Raw genomic sequence first — 17,238 nt, 5'->3', positions numbered from 1 at the left:
CTTCGATTCACGCGTAAATTCATCAGTGCCCAGATCATCTCCGGCACGGCGCAATGGATTGCCGGTCATCTCGAACAGGGCCGCCGCCACCCGCGATGCACCCTGCCCGTCCACCAGCTGCCGGGAGCGCTGCGCCAGGCTCTGGCGCAACGGGTAATCGCCAACGAGCGCCGCGACCGCCTGGCGGATCTGTTCGATACTCACCTGCTCGCTGGCCCCTAGATAGACATGCATGCCCGCCTCGGCCAGCAGCCGGGCATTGGCCTCTTGATTGCCGGCCACGCTGATGCACAGGGTCGGCAGGCCCAGGGCGGCGCGCTCCCAGCTGGTGCCGCCGCCGGCACCGATAAACAGGTCGGCCTCGGCCATCAAGCGGGAAAAGTCGCTGACATAAGCGTGCAAACGCCAATGCCCACGACCAGCCGCCAGTTCCTGCATCTGCGCCCAGGCCGGGTTACCGGCCCCGGCGACAAAATCCACCTGCAGGTCGTCGAACGCACTCAAGGCCAGCATCGCCTTGTGGGTCTGGCTGGCCGCATCGAAGCCGCCGAAATTCACCAGCACCCTACTCGCTCGCTCGCGAATGGCGATCGGCGGACAACGGAACTCCTCGCGCAGCAAGGCGAAGTGCGGCCCCAGCAGCGTCCGGCACTCGGCGTCGATCAGGCCGGCATAGGCCTGGGGCGTGCCGCTGAAGTTCTGGTCGAGCAACAGATCGACCCCGTGCCGCCGGTTGGCCAGGTCATCGATGGCGGCAATCCGCGGCGCCCATTGCCGCGCCGCCTGCTGCCACTGCCGGTCGAGGCCATAGTGATCGACCAGCACCCAATCGAATCGCGGCTGATCCTGCAACGCTGCCCGCAAGGCGGCGATATCCGCCTGCCAGGGCAGCGGCGCCTCGATGTCCTGCGCGCATTCACCCGGATAACTCGCCGGCAGGACGAACGTCTGGAAACCCAGTCCGGCCAGGCGGTCCAATGGCTGCCCGGGCAAGCTTCGGCAGGCGAACGCCACTGTGGCGCCCTGCTCGCGCAAGGCCCTGGCCAGGGTCAGGCAGCGGGCGATATGGCCGCTGCCAATGGCCGGCGAGGCGTCGGCCCGGATCAGCACTCTCACTCCAGTTCTCCACCGGCTTTCAGCGCCGCGTACAGATACTCCGCACGCAGCCAGTCCTCCTCGGTGTCGATGTCCTGGACCAGATGGCGTGGCAGGATCACCGGCAGGCTGAGCGGGGAAAACACCAGGTCGCCGCGCAACCAGGCCTCGCTGCGCCCCCAATAGAACTGCCCGGCGTCCTGATAGGCCGGCGGCAGGTCCTGGGAGCGCGTGTTGCGAAACTCCGGATAAAGCGAAGTCAACGCGCCCTGCTCGTCCAGGGTCAGGGCGCGCTGCACCGGAAAAGCGAAGCTGCACACGGAAAAGGCGAAGGACTTTTCAGGATGGGCCTCCAGCGCCGCCAAGCCCTGGCGCAGGTAGCGCAGTTGCAACAAGGGCGCGGTGGCGTAAATGCAGCAGGTGTAATCGAAGGTCTCGCCACGCTCGCGCAACGCATTCAAGGCATGCACGATCACCGGCCCGGTGCCGGTGAAATCGTCCGCCAGCTCGGCCGGACGCATGAATGGCACCGTGGCGCCGCTGGCCCTGGCCAGCTCGGCGATCTCCGGGTCGTCGGTACTGACCAGCACCTGATCGAACAACCCGCAGCGCAGCGCCGTGGCAATCGAGCGGGCAATCATCGGCACGCCGTCGAACGGCTTGAGGTTCTTGCGCGCTATGCGTTTGCTGCCGCCACGGGCGGGAATGATCGCGATGGCACTCAAGGCTGGGCGGGCTCCTGGATAAGCTGGCGCAATTGCTCGGCCACATACGTCTGCTGCTCATCGTCCAGCGCCGGAAACAGCGGCAGGCTGATGGCTTCGCCGTAGTAGCGCTCGGCCTCGGGGAAATCCCCCGCGGCAAATCCCAGGTCGCGGTAATACGGCTGCAGATGCACCGGGATGTAATGCAGATTGACCCCGACCCCGGCCTCGCGCAATGCCTCGAACACCTCGCGATGGGTGCGGCGGATGCGCTCGGGCTGCAGGCGCACCACGTACAGATGCCAGGCCGACTGCGCCTGCTCCTGAGCCTGCGGCAGGGTCAGCGGCAGATCGGCCAGCAGGCGGTCATAACGAGCCGCCAGTTGCCGGCGCCGGGCAATGAAAGCGTCGAGCTTGTCCAGCTGGGACAAGCCCAGGGCCGCCTGCAGATCGGTGATGCGGTAATTGAAACCCAGCTCGGTCTGCTGGTAGTACCAGGGGCCGTGGCTGGGCTCGGTCATTTGCGCCGGGTCGCGCGTCATGCCGTGGCTGCGCAAGCGGCGCAGATGGTCCGCCAGTTGCGGGCTGTTGGTCAGGACCATGCCGCCCTCGGCGCTGGTGATGATTTTCACCGGATGAAAGCTGAACACCGTCATCGCCGCGAATTCGCCGCAGCCCACCGGCCGCCCGGCATAGGACGCGCCCACCGCGTGGGAGGCATCCTCGATCAGCACGAAGCCATAACGCTGCGCCAGTTGCGCCATGGCGCGCATGTCGCAGCTTTGCCCGGAAAACGCCACCGCCACCACCACCTTGGGCAGTCTGCCCGTGCGCTCGGCGGCCTCGAGCTTGTGCGCCAACGCCCGGGCATCCATGTTCCAGGTGTGCGGGTCGATATCGACGAAGTCCACCTCGGCGCCGCAATAACGTCCGCAGTTGGCCGAGGCGAGGAAGGTATTGGGCGTGGTCCACAGCCGGTCTCCCGGCCCCAGGCCGGCGGCCAGGCAGGCGATGTGCAAGGCCGCCGTGGCATTGCACACCGCCACGCCATGGCCGGCCTCGCAGCGAGCGGCCATGGCCTGCTCGAAGCGTTCGATGGTCGGCCCCTGGGTCAGCCAGTCGGACCGCAGCACCGCGACCACCGCATCGATGTCCGCCTGGTCGAGACTCTGGCGCCCGTAGGGAATCATGCCGGCAACCTGGCATGCAGCTCGGCGATCTGGCCCACCGAGAGAAAATGCGGATTGGTGTCGGAGCGGTATTCGAACGCCTCGCCCACCGGCCGCCCCTGTTCGCCCAGGCCGTCCACGGCAAAGTCGACATTGACGTTGGTAAAGCGGATCGACGGCTGGATGGTGTAGTGATCGGTGAACTCCAGGGTCATGCGCGCGTCATCCAGCGGCACCATCAGCTCGTGGAGTTTTTCCCCCGGACGAATGCCCACCTGCTTGTGCGGCAGGTTTTGCGCCATGCCGCGCGCCAGGTCGACGATCCGGATCGACGGAATCTTCGGCACGAAGACCTCTCCGCCATGCATGCGCGAGAAGCTGTCGAGCACGAACTGCACCCCGTGATCCAGGGTGATCCAGAAACGGGTCATGCGCGCGTCGGTGATCGGCAACTCGCGGGCGCCTTCGGCGATCAGCTGGCTGAAAAACGGCACCACCGAACCCCGGGAGCCGGCCACGTTGCCGTAGCGCACCACGGCAAAACGGGTCGGCTGGTCGCCGGCGATATTGTTCGCCGCGACGAACAGTTTGTCCGACAGCAGCTTGGTCGCGCCGTACAGGTTGACCGGGCTCGCCGCTTTGTCGGTGGACAGGGCGATGACTTTCTTCACGCCGTTGTCGATGGCCGCGGCGATGATGTTTTCCGCGCCGTTGACGTTGGTGCGGATGCACTCGGTGGGGTTGTATTCCGCCGCCGGCACCTGTTTCAGGGCCGCAGCGTGCACCACATAGTCGATCCCGCGCATGGCCTGGCGCAGACGCTCGGCGTCACGCACGTCGCCAAGGAAATAACGCATGCAGGGCGCATTGAAGGTCTGCTGCATTTCGTACTGTTTCAGTTCATCGCGGGAGAACACCACCACCCGCTTGGGCTGGTATTGCTCCAGCAGGCGCCGGATGAAATTGCGCCCGAACGAGCCGGTGCCGCCAGAGATGAAAATCGATTTGCCGTTGAACATGTCTTGAGTCCTTTTTCCTGTCAGCCAGGCTTATGCGAGCAGTTGCGCCCAGTCGACACTGGCAGGAGCGCCAGGAGTGAAGCCCTTGCCGGTCCGGCTCAGGTTCTGGTTGTAAGTTACATCGTGTTCGAAGCGCGCCTGCCATTTGTCACGCAGCGCCGCCGCGACCTGGGTATCGTCCGCCAGGATGCCCGGATGGAGGATCTGCACCTGCGGGGTCCAGACCGTCAGCAGCCCGGCATCGGCCACTTTCAGGCACAGGTCGACATCAGCGAATGCCTCGGCGAAGTGTTCTTCGTCCAGGCCACCGACGGCGTTGTAGACGTCCTTGCGAATCATCAGGCAGGCGCCGGAGACCGCCGAATAGTCCTGCTCGGCGAGCAAGCCGTTCAGGTAGCCGCTGGCGCCTTTCGGCTCACCGGCGAACGCCGCGCCCAGATGCCCGTTCAACCCGAGAACCAGGCCAGCCGAGGTGGTCGCGCCCTTGGCGTCGACCAGGCGCGCGCCGACAATCCCCACCTCCGGCCGCTGCGCCTGATTGAGCAGGCTCTCCATCCAGTCGGCATTGACCACTTCGCCGTCGGCCGCCAGCAGCACCAGGTATTCGCCCCGGGCCTCCTGGCTCGCCGCGTTGTACAGCGCCGAGGCGCTCAGGCGCCGCGGGCTGCGCAGCACGCGGATACGATCGCCCTTCTGCTCCAGGCTGGCGAGCCAGCTGGCCAACTCTTCGGACTGGCTATGGTTGTCGGCGATGATCACTTCGTAGCGTTGGTAGCGCGTGCGTTGCAGCACGCTGACCAGGCAACGCTGCAGCTGCTCAAGGTTGTCCTCGCTGCGCAGGATGATCGAGGCCAGCGGACGCTCGGCATGGCCGTAGTTGATCTGGTAAACCCCAGGCTGCGCCGCGCTGACCTGGGCCCGGTAGCCACGGTTGCCCAGATGGCGGGTCAACGCCTGGCTTTGTTGGGTGTTCTCCTCCACCTCCGCGGCCTGGCCGATCAACAGCGGCTCGGCCAGATGGGCCAGGCCGGCCAGCCCGCCGTCTTCGATCAGGCGCAGCAGCAGGTCGTATTCCATGGCTTGTGGAAAGGCCGTCGAATAACCACCGGCAGCCGCCAGCACATCCCGGCGAATCAGCCAGTGGCCGGCCATCAGGTCCGGCACGCTTTGCAGCAGGTCGAGGTTGACGCCCGGGCGGAACACATCCTTCAGCGCGCCATCGGCGCCGTAGTGGATTTCGTCCATGGCCACCGCGCGGCACCCTTGCGCGCCGAGCAGTTCCAGGCTCGTGCGCAGCAGGCCGCTGGCGGTAAAACGCTCGCCGGCACGGGCCAGGAGCAACCAGTCACGGGAGGATTGCGCCGCGACCTGGTTGATGCGCTCCACATAGTTGCTGGTGCTGACCTTGACGAAATGCACGGTGTCCTGGGCGGTGGTGGTCGCCGGCAGGTCGCCCGTGGTGAAGACCACCACCTGGAAAGACCGGCAATGGCCGTTGACCAGGCTGTCGAAGGTCGCCTGCAGCTTGACCATGTCCGCGTCGAGGTCGAGCAGCAGGATGCCGAAGCTCGGGCCACCGTTGTGCCGGGCCAGGTGCTCGTTGATCGCCTTGAGCTGCTGCGCCTCGGGGTTGCGCGCCTCCAGCCACTTCAGCAGGCGCCCCGAAGGCATGTTCTCCAGCAGCCCCGGGCTGTCCTGGAAAGGCAGCGACGCCAGGCGCTCGGCCCAGGCCTGCAATTTGCGGGCATCGTTCTGCTCCTGCAGGTCCTGCCCCTCGCAAGCCTGCAGCGAGGCCGCCAGACGCTGGACCACCTCAAGGTTGAACAGGTTGCACGACAGCGCCTCCCACAGGCGGCTGCGCAGGGTACGCTCGGTGTCGTTGGGTTGTATCTGCATCAACTCCTGCTGCTTGAGCAACACGCCTTCGAGTTCCTGCAGTTGCAGGCGGCCGGCCGGCATCCCATGCATGAGGAATTCGAATTCGGTCAACAGGTCGAACATCGGCTTGTTGTAGAACGGCATCTCGACGAACTGTTCCGGGCCGAACGAACGCACCGGCTCGGCCCCCGGCTCAAGCCAAGCCGAACGGAAAATCATCTTGCCGTTGAGCGAGCGCCCGCTGAGCAGGCACTCGGCCATGGCCGTGAAGCTGTCCAGGGCAACCTGTTTGGCCCGCTGTGGGTCCAGGCCGCTCAAGCCGGTGGGCAACGACGCCAGGAAGCCGGCGAACGCCTCGCGCTGGGCCACCGACTTGGCGTCGCCGTAGGTCAGCACCGTCAACACATCGGTGTTGTGCTCCGAGGCGTTGTAGTTGACTTCGCGCACGGCGAACGGGATCGGCAGGATCCGCGCCTTGGCCGAGGCCAGCAGGAAGAAGGTGTGGCCGATTTCCTGCCATTCGAAACTGGTCCCCGGCGGCAGCAGGCTGTACCACTGTTGCAGCAGGTCGGTGCGGGTCACCGCGTAGAACGGCGGCAGGAAATGGCTCATGAACGCCATGACCCGCTCGCCGGCATCTGCCGAGGCGTAGTCCTCGATCACCCGGCAATCGCGCCGGTAGTAGTTCACCTCGGCGGCGCGGGCCAGGTACATCATCCCGTAGCCATGGCACAGGCCGTAGTCGGGGTTGGCTTCGAGAAACTCCACCGACTCGGTCAGCGCGCCATGCAGCAGGAAGTCGTCGTCGGCGGCAAATACCATGTACGGCGTGGTCACCTGCCCGACACCGTAGGTGAGCTTGTCCTGCAGGCCCTTGTAGGTGTACTGCGGCAGATGCCGGTAGTCGACCTGGGGGAACTGCCCGGCCAGGCTTTCGTCGGCGTGCTGCGAAGAATCCAGCACCAGGATCTTGCAGGGGTAGGTGCTGTAGTACTGCAAGGTGCGGCGCAAGAACGCCTTGCGATTGTGGGACATCACCACCAGCGTGAAACGCTCGCTCAACGGTGCGCTAGTGTTTTGAGCCTTGTCTTGAACCTGCATCAGTGTTTCCCCACAACCGGCAAAGTGCTGTTACCTGCAAACCATTGAATTCAACGAACGCGACGCAGATAGCCATCCGGCGCCACGGTGATCAGCAGCTTGTTCTGCATCTGGTAGTCGATCTCGAAGTCGCGGTTCTCTTCCAGATAGGCCCAGACCGCGGTTTTCGGGTTGTCGCCCGGGCCCCATGGGCGGTCCGGGAAGAAGTCCGCCGGCATGTCCTCGACCACGGTGTCCATCACCACGCAGTAGCTGTCCACCGACACCAGCGGCGCGTACAAACGCAGCTCCTCGAGCACGTGCTCGTGGGTGTGGTTGGAGTCCAGGACCAGGATGACTTTCTTGCCCGCGACCGCCGCACGCACCTGCTCAGCAATCGCCGGATCGATGCTCGAGCCTTCGATCATCGAAATGCGCTTGCTCATCGGATGGCTTTCGATGGCTTCGCGGTTATGCGCGCGGATATCCAGGTCGATGCCCAGCACTTCGCCGTGGCCCTGCAGTTCGAGCAGCGAGGCGTAGTAGATGATCGAGCCACCGTGGGCGATGCCGCATTCGATCACCAGGTCCGGCTTGACCCGCCAGATGATCTCCTGCATGGCCATCATGTCCTGGGGCAGCTGGATGATCGGGCGGCCCATCCAGGAGAAGTGATAGCTGTACTTGTGGCCGGCGGACTCGTTGAAGAAATCGCGCGCCAGGCCCTTGAGTTTCTGATCTTCGCCCTGGGCGCGGATCTGCTCCTGACACTCGGCTTCGAAGGCTTGGATGATGCTGTTGTCGGTCATGGTCGGGTCTCAATAAACGTCATTTGAACCAAGCGCTGTCGACCGCGTGATAGACATAACGCCCATCGGTCATGCGCTTGATTTCGTCGAGATAGTTGGAATTCATCACAAACAGCTGGGCGCCCTCGGGCAAGGTCGCCATGGCCTCTTCGGGGGACGACACGCGGGCGCCGCTCAGGGGCAGGTAACGGCCCTGCTTGGCCGGATTGATATCCACCACCTGGTCCACCGAAACGCCCGCGCGCTGCAGGAACAGCGAATAGATCACGCCCTTGGAAGACGCGCCCCAGATCGCCGAGCCCGCCTCGGGTTGGGCCTGGATGATCTGCTTGGCGCGCTCGAGGCTGGCGGTGAAATCCAGCGGCATCTCCAGGCGCTCGACCGGCGTCTCGCCGGGCTCGCGCAAGGTGCCGAGGTCGGCCACCACGTACAGGTATTGGCCGCCGAACAGGTGGCCGGCTTCGTGCACACTGCCGAACATCCGGCGCAGGTCGTCCAGGCGGAAGTAGTTGACGTGCTCGTAGAACACGTCGAACCAGGCGCGATGCTCGACGATCCAGTCGAAGCACGGCACTTCGATGTAGATCTGCCCGCCCCGGTTGGCCTCGGCCATCTGTGCCAGGAACGCCCGCGGGTCGGCGATATGCTCCAGCACATGGCGCAACACCACGGCATCGGCCGACAGGCCCAGGCCAGAGGTAAAGGGCGCCTTGATCACATCGGCGTTATCGCCTTCGTAGGCCGGGTCGATGCCGGTGATGCGGTAGCCCCGCTCACGCAGCAGCTCAAGGAAATAGCCCTTGCCGCAACCGACCTCGATCAGCTCGCGGCCCTTGAAATGCCGGGCGATGATGCCCTCGACATCCAGCAGGTGACGCTGGAACTGCGCCGAGTGCGCCTGCTCGTTCTGGTAGTCGCTGTCGTAGCTCAGCTTGTCGGGGTCGAAGGCCTGGTTGAAGATCAGGCCGCTCTCCTCGTCCTGCACCAGCACCATGTCGGCACAGGCCGACGCCCTGGCGCTCTGCGCGTCGGCGAAGGTGCGATTCTGCAGCACCGGCAGGTCCATGACCCGATACAACTCATGCCCCATGTTCGGCTCCCAATAGTTGTTGCAGGCGCTGGTTCGCCCCCCAGAACGCCATGGGCTCGTGGGCGGGATAGGGGTAATGCCCCAGGTTCAGGCGGATCATCGAGCCACGCTCGCGTACCCGTCGCTCGACCAGCGCACGAACCGATATCGGCTGGCCGCTGGAACAGTTGACCACCCCGGAAAAATCCCGCCGTTGCAGCAACGCCGCCAGGCTGGCGGCGGCGTCTTCGATGGCCAGGTAATCGCGCAGCTGTTCGCCGGCGGACATGTCGAACACCGCATCGCCGGCGTCGATCGCCCGGTCCAGGGCGGCCAGCAAGCTGTTGGGGTTCTGCCCGGCGCCATGCAGGTAGAACAGCCGCGCCCATTGCAGGGTGAACGGCAGTTGCTGCTGCAGGTTTTCCAGGAACAGCCGCAGGCTGTGCTTGGCCAACCCATAGGGATTGCTCGGCTGCGCCGGCGTCTGCTCGTCGAGCGGACCGCTCTGCATACCGTATTCGAAACAGGTGCCGGTGATCATGACCTGGGGCACGCCCGCCTCGACCGCGGCCTTGATGAACCGGTAGTCGGCCATCAGGTTGTGCTCGAAGTGGAACAGCGCCTTGTAATTCGGCAGCCCCGGCCAGGCCAGGTGCGCCAGGGCATCGACGCCCTCGACCAGGGCGGCGATATCGGTGTCGGCGGCATGCACGTCCGCGGCCACCCGCTCCACCGCTCCAGCCCAGGGCATGGCGGCCAGCTTTTGTGGGTCACGGGCCAGCGCCCGCACCTGGCAGCCGCGGGCCAGCAAGGCGGCGACCAGATGCCGGCCGACAAACCCGCTGGCCCCGGTGACCAGTACCTTCAGGCCACTCACAGCAGCTTCAACTCGGGCACGGCGATCACGAAACTCCCGCCCCACTGGCGAACGTGGGCCAGTTGCTCGCTGACTTCCGACAGCAGGTTCCACGGCAGCACCAGCACATAGTCCGGGCGCTCGCTGTCGATACGCTCGGGCGCGACTACCGGAATTCGACTGCCGGGCAGGAACTTGCCCTGCTTGTGCGGGCTGGCGTCGGCAACCCAGGCCAGCAGGTCCGGCTTGATCCCGGCGTAATTGAGCAAAGTGTTGCCCTTGGCCGCGGCGCCGTAACCCACCACGCGCTTGCCTTCGGCCTTGGCCTGGAGCAGGAAGCGCAGCAGCTCATGCTTGATGCGCTCGGCGGCCGGCGCCAGGGTTGCGTAGTACTCGGGGGTCTTCACGCCCGCGTCGAACTCGGTTTGCAACTGCTGCTGCACCGCCGGTTGCACGGCGCGGCGTTCGCCGTCCTTGCGCTGGACGAAAACCCGCAGCGAACCGCCATGGGTCGGCAGCTGGCAGACGTCGAAGACTTCCAGGCCGTTGCGCTCGCACAGTGCCTGCACCGCGGTCAGCGACAGATAGGAATAGTGTTCGTGATAGAGCGTGTCGAACTGCGCGCCGGCCATCAGCGTCAGCAGTTGCGGGAATTCGAAGGTGGCCACGCCGGTCGGCTTGAGCAGCGTCGCGAAACCGCCAAGGAAATCGTTGATGTCCGGCACATGGGCCAGCACATTGTTGGCGGCCATCAGGTCGGCGGCCCAGCCTTGGTTTTTCAACTGCGCGGCGGTGTCGCGACCGAAGAACAGCTCACGAATCTCCAGGCCTTTTTCCCGCGCGGCTTGCGCGGTGCTGCGGGTCGGCTCGACGCCCAGGCATTTGATCCCGCGAGCGGCCACGTACTGCAACAGGTAACCGTCGTTGGCGGCGACTTCCACCACACGGCTGTCGGTCCCTAACGCAAAACGCTCGACCATCTCGGACACGTAGCGCTCGGCATGCTTGAGCCAGGTGCTGGAGAAGGAACTGAAATACGCGTAGTCGGCATCGAACAGGCTGTCGGCGCGGGTGTAGTCCTCGGTCTGCACCAGCCAGCAGGCCTGGCACACCAGGACTTTCAGCGGCACCCACTGCTCGGCCTGCTCGAGCTGTTCGGCGCGTAGGTAGGCGTTGGACGGCGGCGAGGTGCCCAGGTCGATCAGGGGCAGACGCAGCGGGGTGCCACAACCGCGGCAGTTCATAAACGCACTCCAGCGAACTCGGCATCGAGCCAGGGATGACGCTCATCCCTGGCCGACAGATTATTGACAGGCAGCGGCCAGCTTATCGCCAGGCGCGGGTCGAGCACCGACAGCCCGGCCTCATGCTCCGGGGCGTAATCGGCGCTGTGCAGGTACAGCAGCTCGGCGTCGTCGCTCAGGGCCTGGAAACCGTGGGCGAACCCGGCTGGCAGCAGCAGGCTGCGGCCGTCGCCGGCGCGCAGGTGCTCGGCGTGCCACTGCAGGAAGGTCGGCGAGCCCTGGCGCAGGTCCACCGCCACATCCCAGACTTCGCCGCGCAGGCAGGTGATCAGCTTGGCTTCCGGGCGCGCCGCGGTCTGGTAATGCAGGCCGCGCACGCTGCCGCGTAAACGGGTGCAGGAATGGTTGATCTGGCGGATATGGAACGGCTGGCCGAAGGCGCTCAGGCTGCCTTCGCAGAACAGACGGGAGAACTGCCCGCGCTGATCCTCATGGCGCTTGTGCTGGACACTGAACAGGCCGTCCAGCGGCAAGGCGTGTAGCAGGAACTCGCTCACAGCGCCCCCCGATAGAGGTTCAACTGGTCCAGGGTGACGGCGCGCATATCGTCGCCACGCTGCCAGGCCAGGTGCCAGTCCAGGGTCTGCGCCAGGCATTGCTGCAGCGACCAGCGCGGTTGCCAGGCCAGCAGCTGGCGTGCGCGGCTGCTGTCCAGGCGCAACAGGCCGGCTTCGTGCAGCTCGCTCGGTTCGATCCGCAGCCCGGGGGCGGCCGGCCAGCGCGCGGCCAGCAACTCGACCACTTCGCCGACGCTGCACATGTCCGCTTCGCTTGGCCCGAAGTTCCAGGCCCCGGCGAACCGCGGCCCTTGTTCGTAGAGGCCGGCGGCCAGTTGCAGGTAGCCGGCCAGTGGCTCCAGGGCGTGCTGCCATGGGCGCACCGCCTGCGGATAACGCAGGGTTACCGGCTCGTCGGCCGACCAGGCCTTGAGCACATCGGGGATCAACCGTTCAGGAGCAAAGTCGCCACCGCCCAACACGTTGCCGGCGCGCGCCGTGGCCAGGGCCAGGCCATGCTCGGCATGACGCTCGACCGGGAAGAATGAAGCGGCATAGGACTGCGCCAGCAACTCGCAGCACGCCTTGCTGCTGCTGTAGGGGTCATGCCCGCCCAGGGCTTCGTTTTCACGGTACGGCCACAGCCATTCCTGATTGGCGTAGACCTTGTCGGTGGTCACCAGCACGCAGGCACGCACGCCACCGACCTGACGGATCGCTTCCAGCAGGTTGAGGGTGCCCATCACGTTGCTGGAGTAAGTACCCAGCGGGTCGCGATAGCCTTCGCGCACCAGCGGCTGAGCCGCCAGGTGCAGGACGATTTCCGGCTGTATCTCGGCGATCAGTTCCAGCAAGGCGCCAAGGTCGCGCAGGTCGCCGCGCTGGTCGTTGATACCCTCGGCGACCCGCGCCAGCTCGAACAGGCTCGGCTCGGTCGCAGGGTCCAGGGAGAAGCCACTGACTTCGGCCCCCAGGCTGTGCAGCCACAGGGTCAGCCAGCTGCCCTTGAAACCGGTGTGGCCGGTCAGCAAAACCCGCTTGCCACGCCAGAATTGCGCGCTCAGGCCCATTGCTTCCATGGGGCCTCCCCGCTCTGCCAGAGTTGCTCCAGGTGGTTCTTGTCACGCAGGGTGTCCATCGGATGCCAGAAGCCGTCGTGCTGGAAGGCATGCAACTGGCCTTGCCGGGCCAGGGTGGCCAGCGGGCCGGCTTCCCACACCGTGTCGTCGGCCGTCAGCAGCGGCAACACCTTGGGCGACAAGACAAAGAAACCGCCATTGATCCAGCCACCGTCACCGCGAGGCTTTTCGGTAAAGCCCAGGACGCTGTCGCCGTCGCGCTCCAGGGCGCCGTAACGACCGGGCGGCTGCACCGCCGTGACGGTCGCGTGCTTGCCATGGGCCAGGTGGAAGTCCACCAGGGCGCCGATATTCAGGTCGGAAACGCCGTCGCCGTAGGTAAAGCAGAAGGCTTCTTCGTTCTCCAGGTAGCGCCCGGCCCGGCGCAGACGGCCGCCGGTCATGGTTTCCTCACCGGTGTCGATCAGGGTCACGCGCCAGGGCTCGCTGTAGTTCTGGTGAACGTCCATGCGGTTTTCCCGCATGTCGAAGGTGACGTCGGAGGTGTGCAGGAAGTAGTTGGCGAAGAAGTCCTTGATCGCGTACCCCTTGTAGCCCAGGCAGATCACGAAGTCGTGAATACCGTGGGCCGAGTACTGCTTCATGATGTGCCAGAGAATTGGCTTGCCGCCGATCTCGATCATCGGCTTGGGCTTGAGATGGGACTCTTCGCTGATGCGCGTGCCCAGGCCACCCGCCAAAATAACTGCCTTCATCGTCTCCCCTCTTGTTCCTCACAGGGCCCTGCCAAGCTGCAGCGAGCTTTTTGCGGACCTTCTGGATAAAACCTTGTGCCCTTGGCGGCGCCTTCCTTTCAGCGGAAACGCTCGTTTTATGGCGATATCGAGGGGGGCTTGCAGGAAACGCGCCAGCTCCTGGCGGGGCTGACGCATGACCTCGGCGTCGTGAATCAGAGCGGGTAACGCAACGGATCGTAGGCTTGAGCAGCAAAAAAACCGGGATAACCGTCATAAAAAAGCCAGGCATCGAAAGCCTGGCTTTTTTGTCCCCGCAGACCCTGTCAGTCCGGCAACCAGCCCTTCATCCACAGATTCAGGTTATTGCCCCGCAACATGTAATCGCGCAGCACGTGCTCGCGCAGCGCATCGCCCATGCGGTAGCTGGCAGCGGGATCGGCCAGGTGCATGCGGATCGCTTCGATCCATTCCCGGGTGCTGTTGCTGACGACCTTGGTACACGGCAGGTAGCCGCGATAGGCCGCGGTGTCGGTGCAGATCACCGGGTAACCGCAAGCCCCGTACTCCAGGAGCCGCAGGTTGCTCTTGCAGTCGTTGAAGATGTGGAACTCCAGCGGCGCCAGGGCCAGGTCGAGGTTGAGGCTGGCCAGCCTGTACGGGTAAGCCTGCAGGCTGATCAAGGCGTGGAACTCGTGGACATACGGCCGCAGTTCGTCCGGGCACATGCCGAAGAACACCCATTCGACTTCATTGGCCAGTTCGCGCACCACCTCGGCGATGACTTCCAGGTCGCCGGTGTGGCTGGTCCCCCCTCCCCAGCCCACCCGCGGCTTGCTTGAGGTACCACGGCGGCTGGTCAGGCTGCCCCAGGGGTCGACCGGCAGCATGTTCGGCACGATCCGGATGTCGCTGTGCATGCCCGACAGCGCATCGGCCAGCGGCTGGGTGGTGACCACCACCCGGTCGCACAGGGCGATGCCCTGGCGCAGCAGGGCTTCGGTATTGAGCGGTATGTTGCGCGCGTGGCTGTTTTTCTTCGGCGCACTGACCACGTAGTCGTCCAGCTCGAAGACCCGCAGGGCACTGGAGTACTTTTTCATGCGCTGGATATCGCTCACCGCGCCGTCGCTGTAGCGGCACTGCAAGATGATCGAATCGGGGGACAAGCGCTCGATTTCCACGTTCGCCGGGGACTCGTGGGCCACTCGACCGATCAGCCGTCCCTCCTCTTCCAGCGCCGTCAACGGCGCGATCACCCGGTAATGACCCACCGCCATGTTGTTCACCGGCAAGCCGAGCACCAGCGGCAAGGCCCGGGTCGAGAACGGATTCCAGTTATCGCGCAACCCCACTTCCAGGCTGAAGCTTGAGTAACCCAGGCTCAGGGCCGGGTTGTAGGCCGGGTCACGGGCGACCTGAGGCATCCAGCTGCGGTAGAACGTGTCTTCCAGCGCCTCCAGCGCTTCGGGCTCCGCTGGCGCCGTCTCGGCCGGAATCAACACCAGGCTGGCATGAGGCGTCCAGACCACCAGGTAACCGTCGCGATTGATCCGCAGGCACAGGTCGACATCACTCAGGCCCTGGGAATAGTTGACCTCATCCAGCCCGCCGACACTGTCGAATACCTCCTTGCGCACCAGCAGGCAGTCGCCGCTGACCGCGCTCCAGCTCTGCGGCACTTGCAAGCGCTGCATGTAACCGCGGGCGCTGGCGGCCTCGCCATGGAACGGCGAACTGGCGGCTCCAGCCAGGCCGAGGATCAACCCGGCGTGCACGATCGAGCCGTCCGGCCCGAGTATTCGCGCGCCCACCACCCCCACCTCCGGGCGCCGGGCGTGGTTGAGCAGTTCGTCCAGCCAGTCGCCGGAGCAGATCAAGGCATTGGCGTCGAGCAACAGCAGGTATTCGCCGCGCGCCTGTTGCGCCGCGTAATTACGGACCGCCGCCGCAGTGCCGCGGCCGGCAAACGGCAACACCCGCAACATGTCGGCACCGAGCTGCGCCATGGCCTCCAGCCACGCGGCCATGGCCGGGTCGCGGCTGCCGCTGTCGACGATCAGGATCTCGTAATGGCTGTAGGAGGTCTTTTCGATCAGGCTTTCGGTGCAGCGCTGCAAAGCCGCCAGTGAATCGCCAGCCTGGATGATGATCGACACCAGCGGCCGCTGCGGGAACAGGTAGTCGATGTGGTTGAGCAGCGGCAATTCGTCGTGGCGGATGCGGTGCTCGACGCCGATTCTGTCCAGATGCGCACCGACCAGGCCGGCGTTGCCCTCGATCACTGCCGGCAGCGACAGCCAGTCGGCGAAATTGAACGGGCTCTCGACCTGGATTTCTGCAATATGTTCGATGGTCTGCGGCCCCGCCTCTTCCACCAGGCGCCACAGCAGGTCATGAGGGGCCAGCTCGCCGAAGGCCGGATCGAAACCGCCCAGGGTCAGAAAGCGCTGGCGCTCGAATGCCAGCGTCCGGCCGACGTAGGGGTAACCGCGCATCAGGTCGAGGTTGAAATCAGGCTTGAACACCGGGTCGCTGGACTCGCCTTTGACCAGCGCGCCTTCGTCGCTGTAGACGCACAGCGCGCCCGGGCTCGCGGCAATGCGTTCGGCAAGGATCAGCAGCGCCGACTCCTTCAAGGTGTCACCCGCGCGCAGCAAGTAAAACCAGTGGCAACCTTCCAGCTGCGGCACCAGCGCATTGAGCTGCTGTGGCCACTGCGCCTCCAGCGGCAGTTGCAGCACGCGTTCGTGCTCCGCGCACTCGGCATCGGACAGGACCAGGATCGCCTGCGGCGCATACAGCTGCCGCGCCAGGCTCTGCAGGGTCGACTCCAGGGCCACGCTATCGGCGTCCACGTCGATCACGACGGGCACGATCTGCGGACGTGTCGGCCAGCTGGCGATGCGCTGTGGCAGGTGGCGTTTCTCGGTGTCGGTAAAACGCCGGATCGCCAACCACTCCTTGTAGAACTCGGCGTAACTTTCACTCTCGCCGCCGACCCGGCCATTGACCACCGTACTGCGGTTGCCCAGTACCCGGGTCACGCACAGCTCGTCCCACTGCCAGCCGGGCTGCGCCATGTTCTCCAGGTCCACATAGCGTACCCAGCCCTCCGCCGGGGCCGACTCGCCGCTGCGCGCAGCGAGCATCTGCGCCAGCCAGTCCCATTCAAGTTTCGCCACGCGCTGCACTTGCGGCTGCTTGCTCAGACGCTCCGGGTACAGGCGCTCGGTGCTCAGCACGGTATTGAGCAGCGCCAGGTTGCCACGCCGCATCAGGCACACGAACAGCGCCAGATCCAACAGCGCGAGGAAGCCTGCGCCCTCTTGCGTCAGGGCTGGCAACAGCTCCAGCACGTCGACACGGCGCATCAGGGTCGAACTGAAATTACCGAGGAAGTGGCGTGGCGTGCTCTCGAGGATCGCCAGCATGTCGTCGCCCTTGAGCATCGCGTCGTTCGGCGACAGCCGGGCATTCTCGACCCGCGGCGGCAGAATGAAATTGCCGGCGTCGCTCAACACCCGCAAACCGCAGACCAGATTGATCTCGGGGTGATCGGCCAACACCTGCGCCTGCATGGCAATGCAGGGAGCGAACAGACGGTCATCGTCGCAGAGGATCTTGATCAGTTCGCCCCGCGCCTCTTCGACACAGCGCAGCAGGTTTTTCTGCATGCCCAGGCACTGCGGATTGCGCAGATAACGCACCGGATGGGGCGGCTCGGCGATGGCCTCGACCGCCTCACGGATCTCATCGCCAGCCGAGTCGTCGCAGATGACGATTTCGATCCGCTCCCAGGTCTGGGCCAGCGCACTCTCGAACGCCTGGCTGAAGAAGCGCGGATTGAAGGCAGGGATGACGATGCTGACTAGCGGGCGTTGATTCACGACGGGAAACTCTCGAGCGGCGGGCCCGGCCTGGTCAGGCGGGCCGCGGAACCGC

Annotated in this window: 12 protein-coding genes and 1 pseudogene; all 13 read right to left on the bottom strand. The window is 65.2% G+C overall.

Annotated elements, in window-relative coordinates; genetic code table 11:
* Nucleotides 1-75: 75 nt before the first annotated feature.
* A pseudogene (pseG, locus tag BMY68_RS00535) lies at nucleotides 76-1,116 on the bottom strand (UDP-2,4-diacetamido-2,4,6-trideoxy-beta-L-altropyranose hydrolase); the annotation flags it as partial.
* Nucleotides 1,113-1,820 (bottom strand): pseudaminic acid cytidylyltransferase, encoded by a 708-nt coding sequence (pseF, locus tag BMY68_RS00530; RefSeq protein WP_085530148.1) that lies wholly within the window; start codon nucleotides 1,818-1,820, stop codon nucleotides 1,113-1,115. The gene pseF and the pseudogene pseG, both read right to left, overlap by 4 nt.
* Complete coding sequence (gene pseC / locus BMY68_RS00525; RefSeq protein WP_085530147.1) at nucleotides 1,817-2,989, bottom strand: UDP-4-amino-4,6-dideoxy-N-acetyl-beta-L-altrosamine transaminase; 1,173 nt, start codon at nucleotides 2,987-2,989, stop codon at nucleotides 1,817-1,819. Before pseC ends, pseF begins: the two co-directional genes overlap by 4 nt.
* Entirely contained in the window at nucleotides 2,986-3,987 is a 1,002-nt protein-coding gene (gene pseB / locus BMY68_RS00520) for a UDP-N-acetylglucosamine 4,6-dehydratase (inverting) (protein ID WP_009042721.1), read from the bottom strand. The genes pseC and pseB overlap by 4 nt, the downstream gene beginning before the upstream one ends.
* A gap of 30 nt (nucleotides 3,988-4,017) precedes the next feature.
* Nucleotides 4,018-6,966, bottom strand: coding sequence for a TIGR00180 family glycosyltransferase (locus BMY68_RS00515; protein ID WP_085530146.1), 2,949 nt, complete (start codon nucleotides 6,964-6,966; stop codon nucleotides 4,018-4,020).
* A 50-nt stretch (nucleotides 6,967-7,016) separates the two neighbouring features.
* Entirely contained in the window at nucleotides 7,017-7,754 is a 738-nt protein-coding gene (locus tag BMY68_RS00510) for a cephalosporin hydroxylase family protein (RefSeq protein ID WP_085530145.1), read from the bottom strand.
* Nucleotides 7,755-7,773: 19 nt separating this feature from the next.
* Nucleotides 7,774-8,844 (bottom strand): class I SAM-dependent methyltransferase, encoded by a 1,071-nt coding sequence (locus tag BMY68_RS00505; RefSeq protein WP_009042718.1) that lies wholly within the window; start codon nucleotides 8,842-8,844, stop codon nucleotides 7,774-7,776.
* A complete protein-coding gene (locus BMY68_RS00500) occupies nucleotides 8,834-9,691 on the bottom strand; it encodes an NAD-dependent epimerase/dehydratase family protein (protein WP_175534819.1) in 858 nt (285 codons plus the stop codon). Before BMY68_RS00500 ends, BMY68_RS00505 begins: the two co-directional genes overlap by 11 nt.
* 5 nt (nucleotides 9,692-9,696) lie before the next feature.
* Complete coding sequence (locus BMY68_RS00495) at nucleotides 9,697-10,923, bottom strand: class I SAM-dependent methyltransferase (RefSeq protein WP_085530143.1); 1,227 nt, start codon at nucleotides 10,921-10,923, stop codon at nucleotides 9,697-9,699.
* The gene (rfbC, locus tag BMY68_RS00490; RefSeq protein WP_085530142.1) at nucleotides 10,920-11,480 is read right to left on the bottom strand and encodes a dTDP-4-dehydrorhamnose 3,5-epimerase family protein; all 561 of its coding nucleotides are present in this window, start codon (nucleotides 11,478-11,480) and stop codon (nucleotides 10,920-10,922) included. Before rfbC ends, BMY68_RS00495 begins: the two co-directional genes overlap by 4 nt.
* On the bottom strand, nucleotides 11,477-12,559 hold the full coding sequence (gene rfbG, locus BMY68_RS00485) for a CDP-glucose 4,6-dehydratase (RefSeq protein ID WP_085530141.1): 1,083 nt from the start codon (nucleotides 12,557-12,559) through the stop codon (nucleotides 11,477-11,479). Before rfbG ends, rfbC begins: the two co-directional genes overlap by 4 nt.
* Nucleotides 12,541-13,314 carry a glucose-1-phosphate cytidylyltransferase gene (gene rfbF / locus BMY68_RS00480; RefSeq protein ID WP_009042713.1) on the bottom strand — a complete coding sequence of 258 codons (774 nt, stop codon included), beginning with the start codon at nucleotides 13,312-13,314 and terminating at the stop codon, nucleotides 12,541-12,543. Before rfbF ends, rfbG begins: the two co-directional genes overlap by 19 nt.
* 305 nt (nucleotides 13,315-13,619) lie before the next feature.
* Nucleotides 13,620-17,183 (bottom strand): glycosyltransferase, encoded by a 3,564-nt coding sequence (locus tag BMY68_RS00475; RefSeq protein ID WP_085530140.1) that lies wholly within the window; start codon nucleotides 17,181-17,183, stop codon nucleotides 13,620-13,622.
* Between the last annotated feature and the right edge of the window lie 55 nt (nucleotides 17,184-17,238).

The sequence above is a fragment of the Pseudomonas sp. NFACC41-3 genome (assembly GCF_900109505.1).
GTDB lineage: Bacteria > Pseudomonadota > Gammaproteobacteria > Pseudomonadales > Pseudomonadaceae > Aquipseudomonas > Aquipseudomonas chlororaphis.
This window is presented reverse-complemented; position numbering and strand designations above follow the sequence as displayed.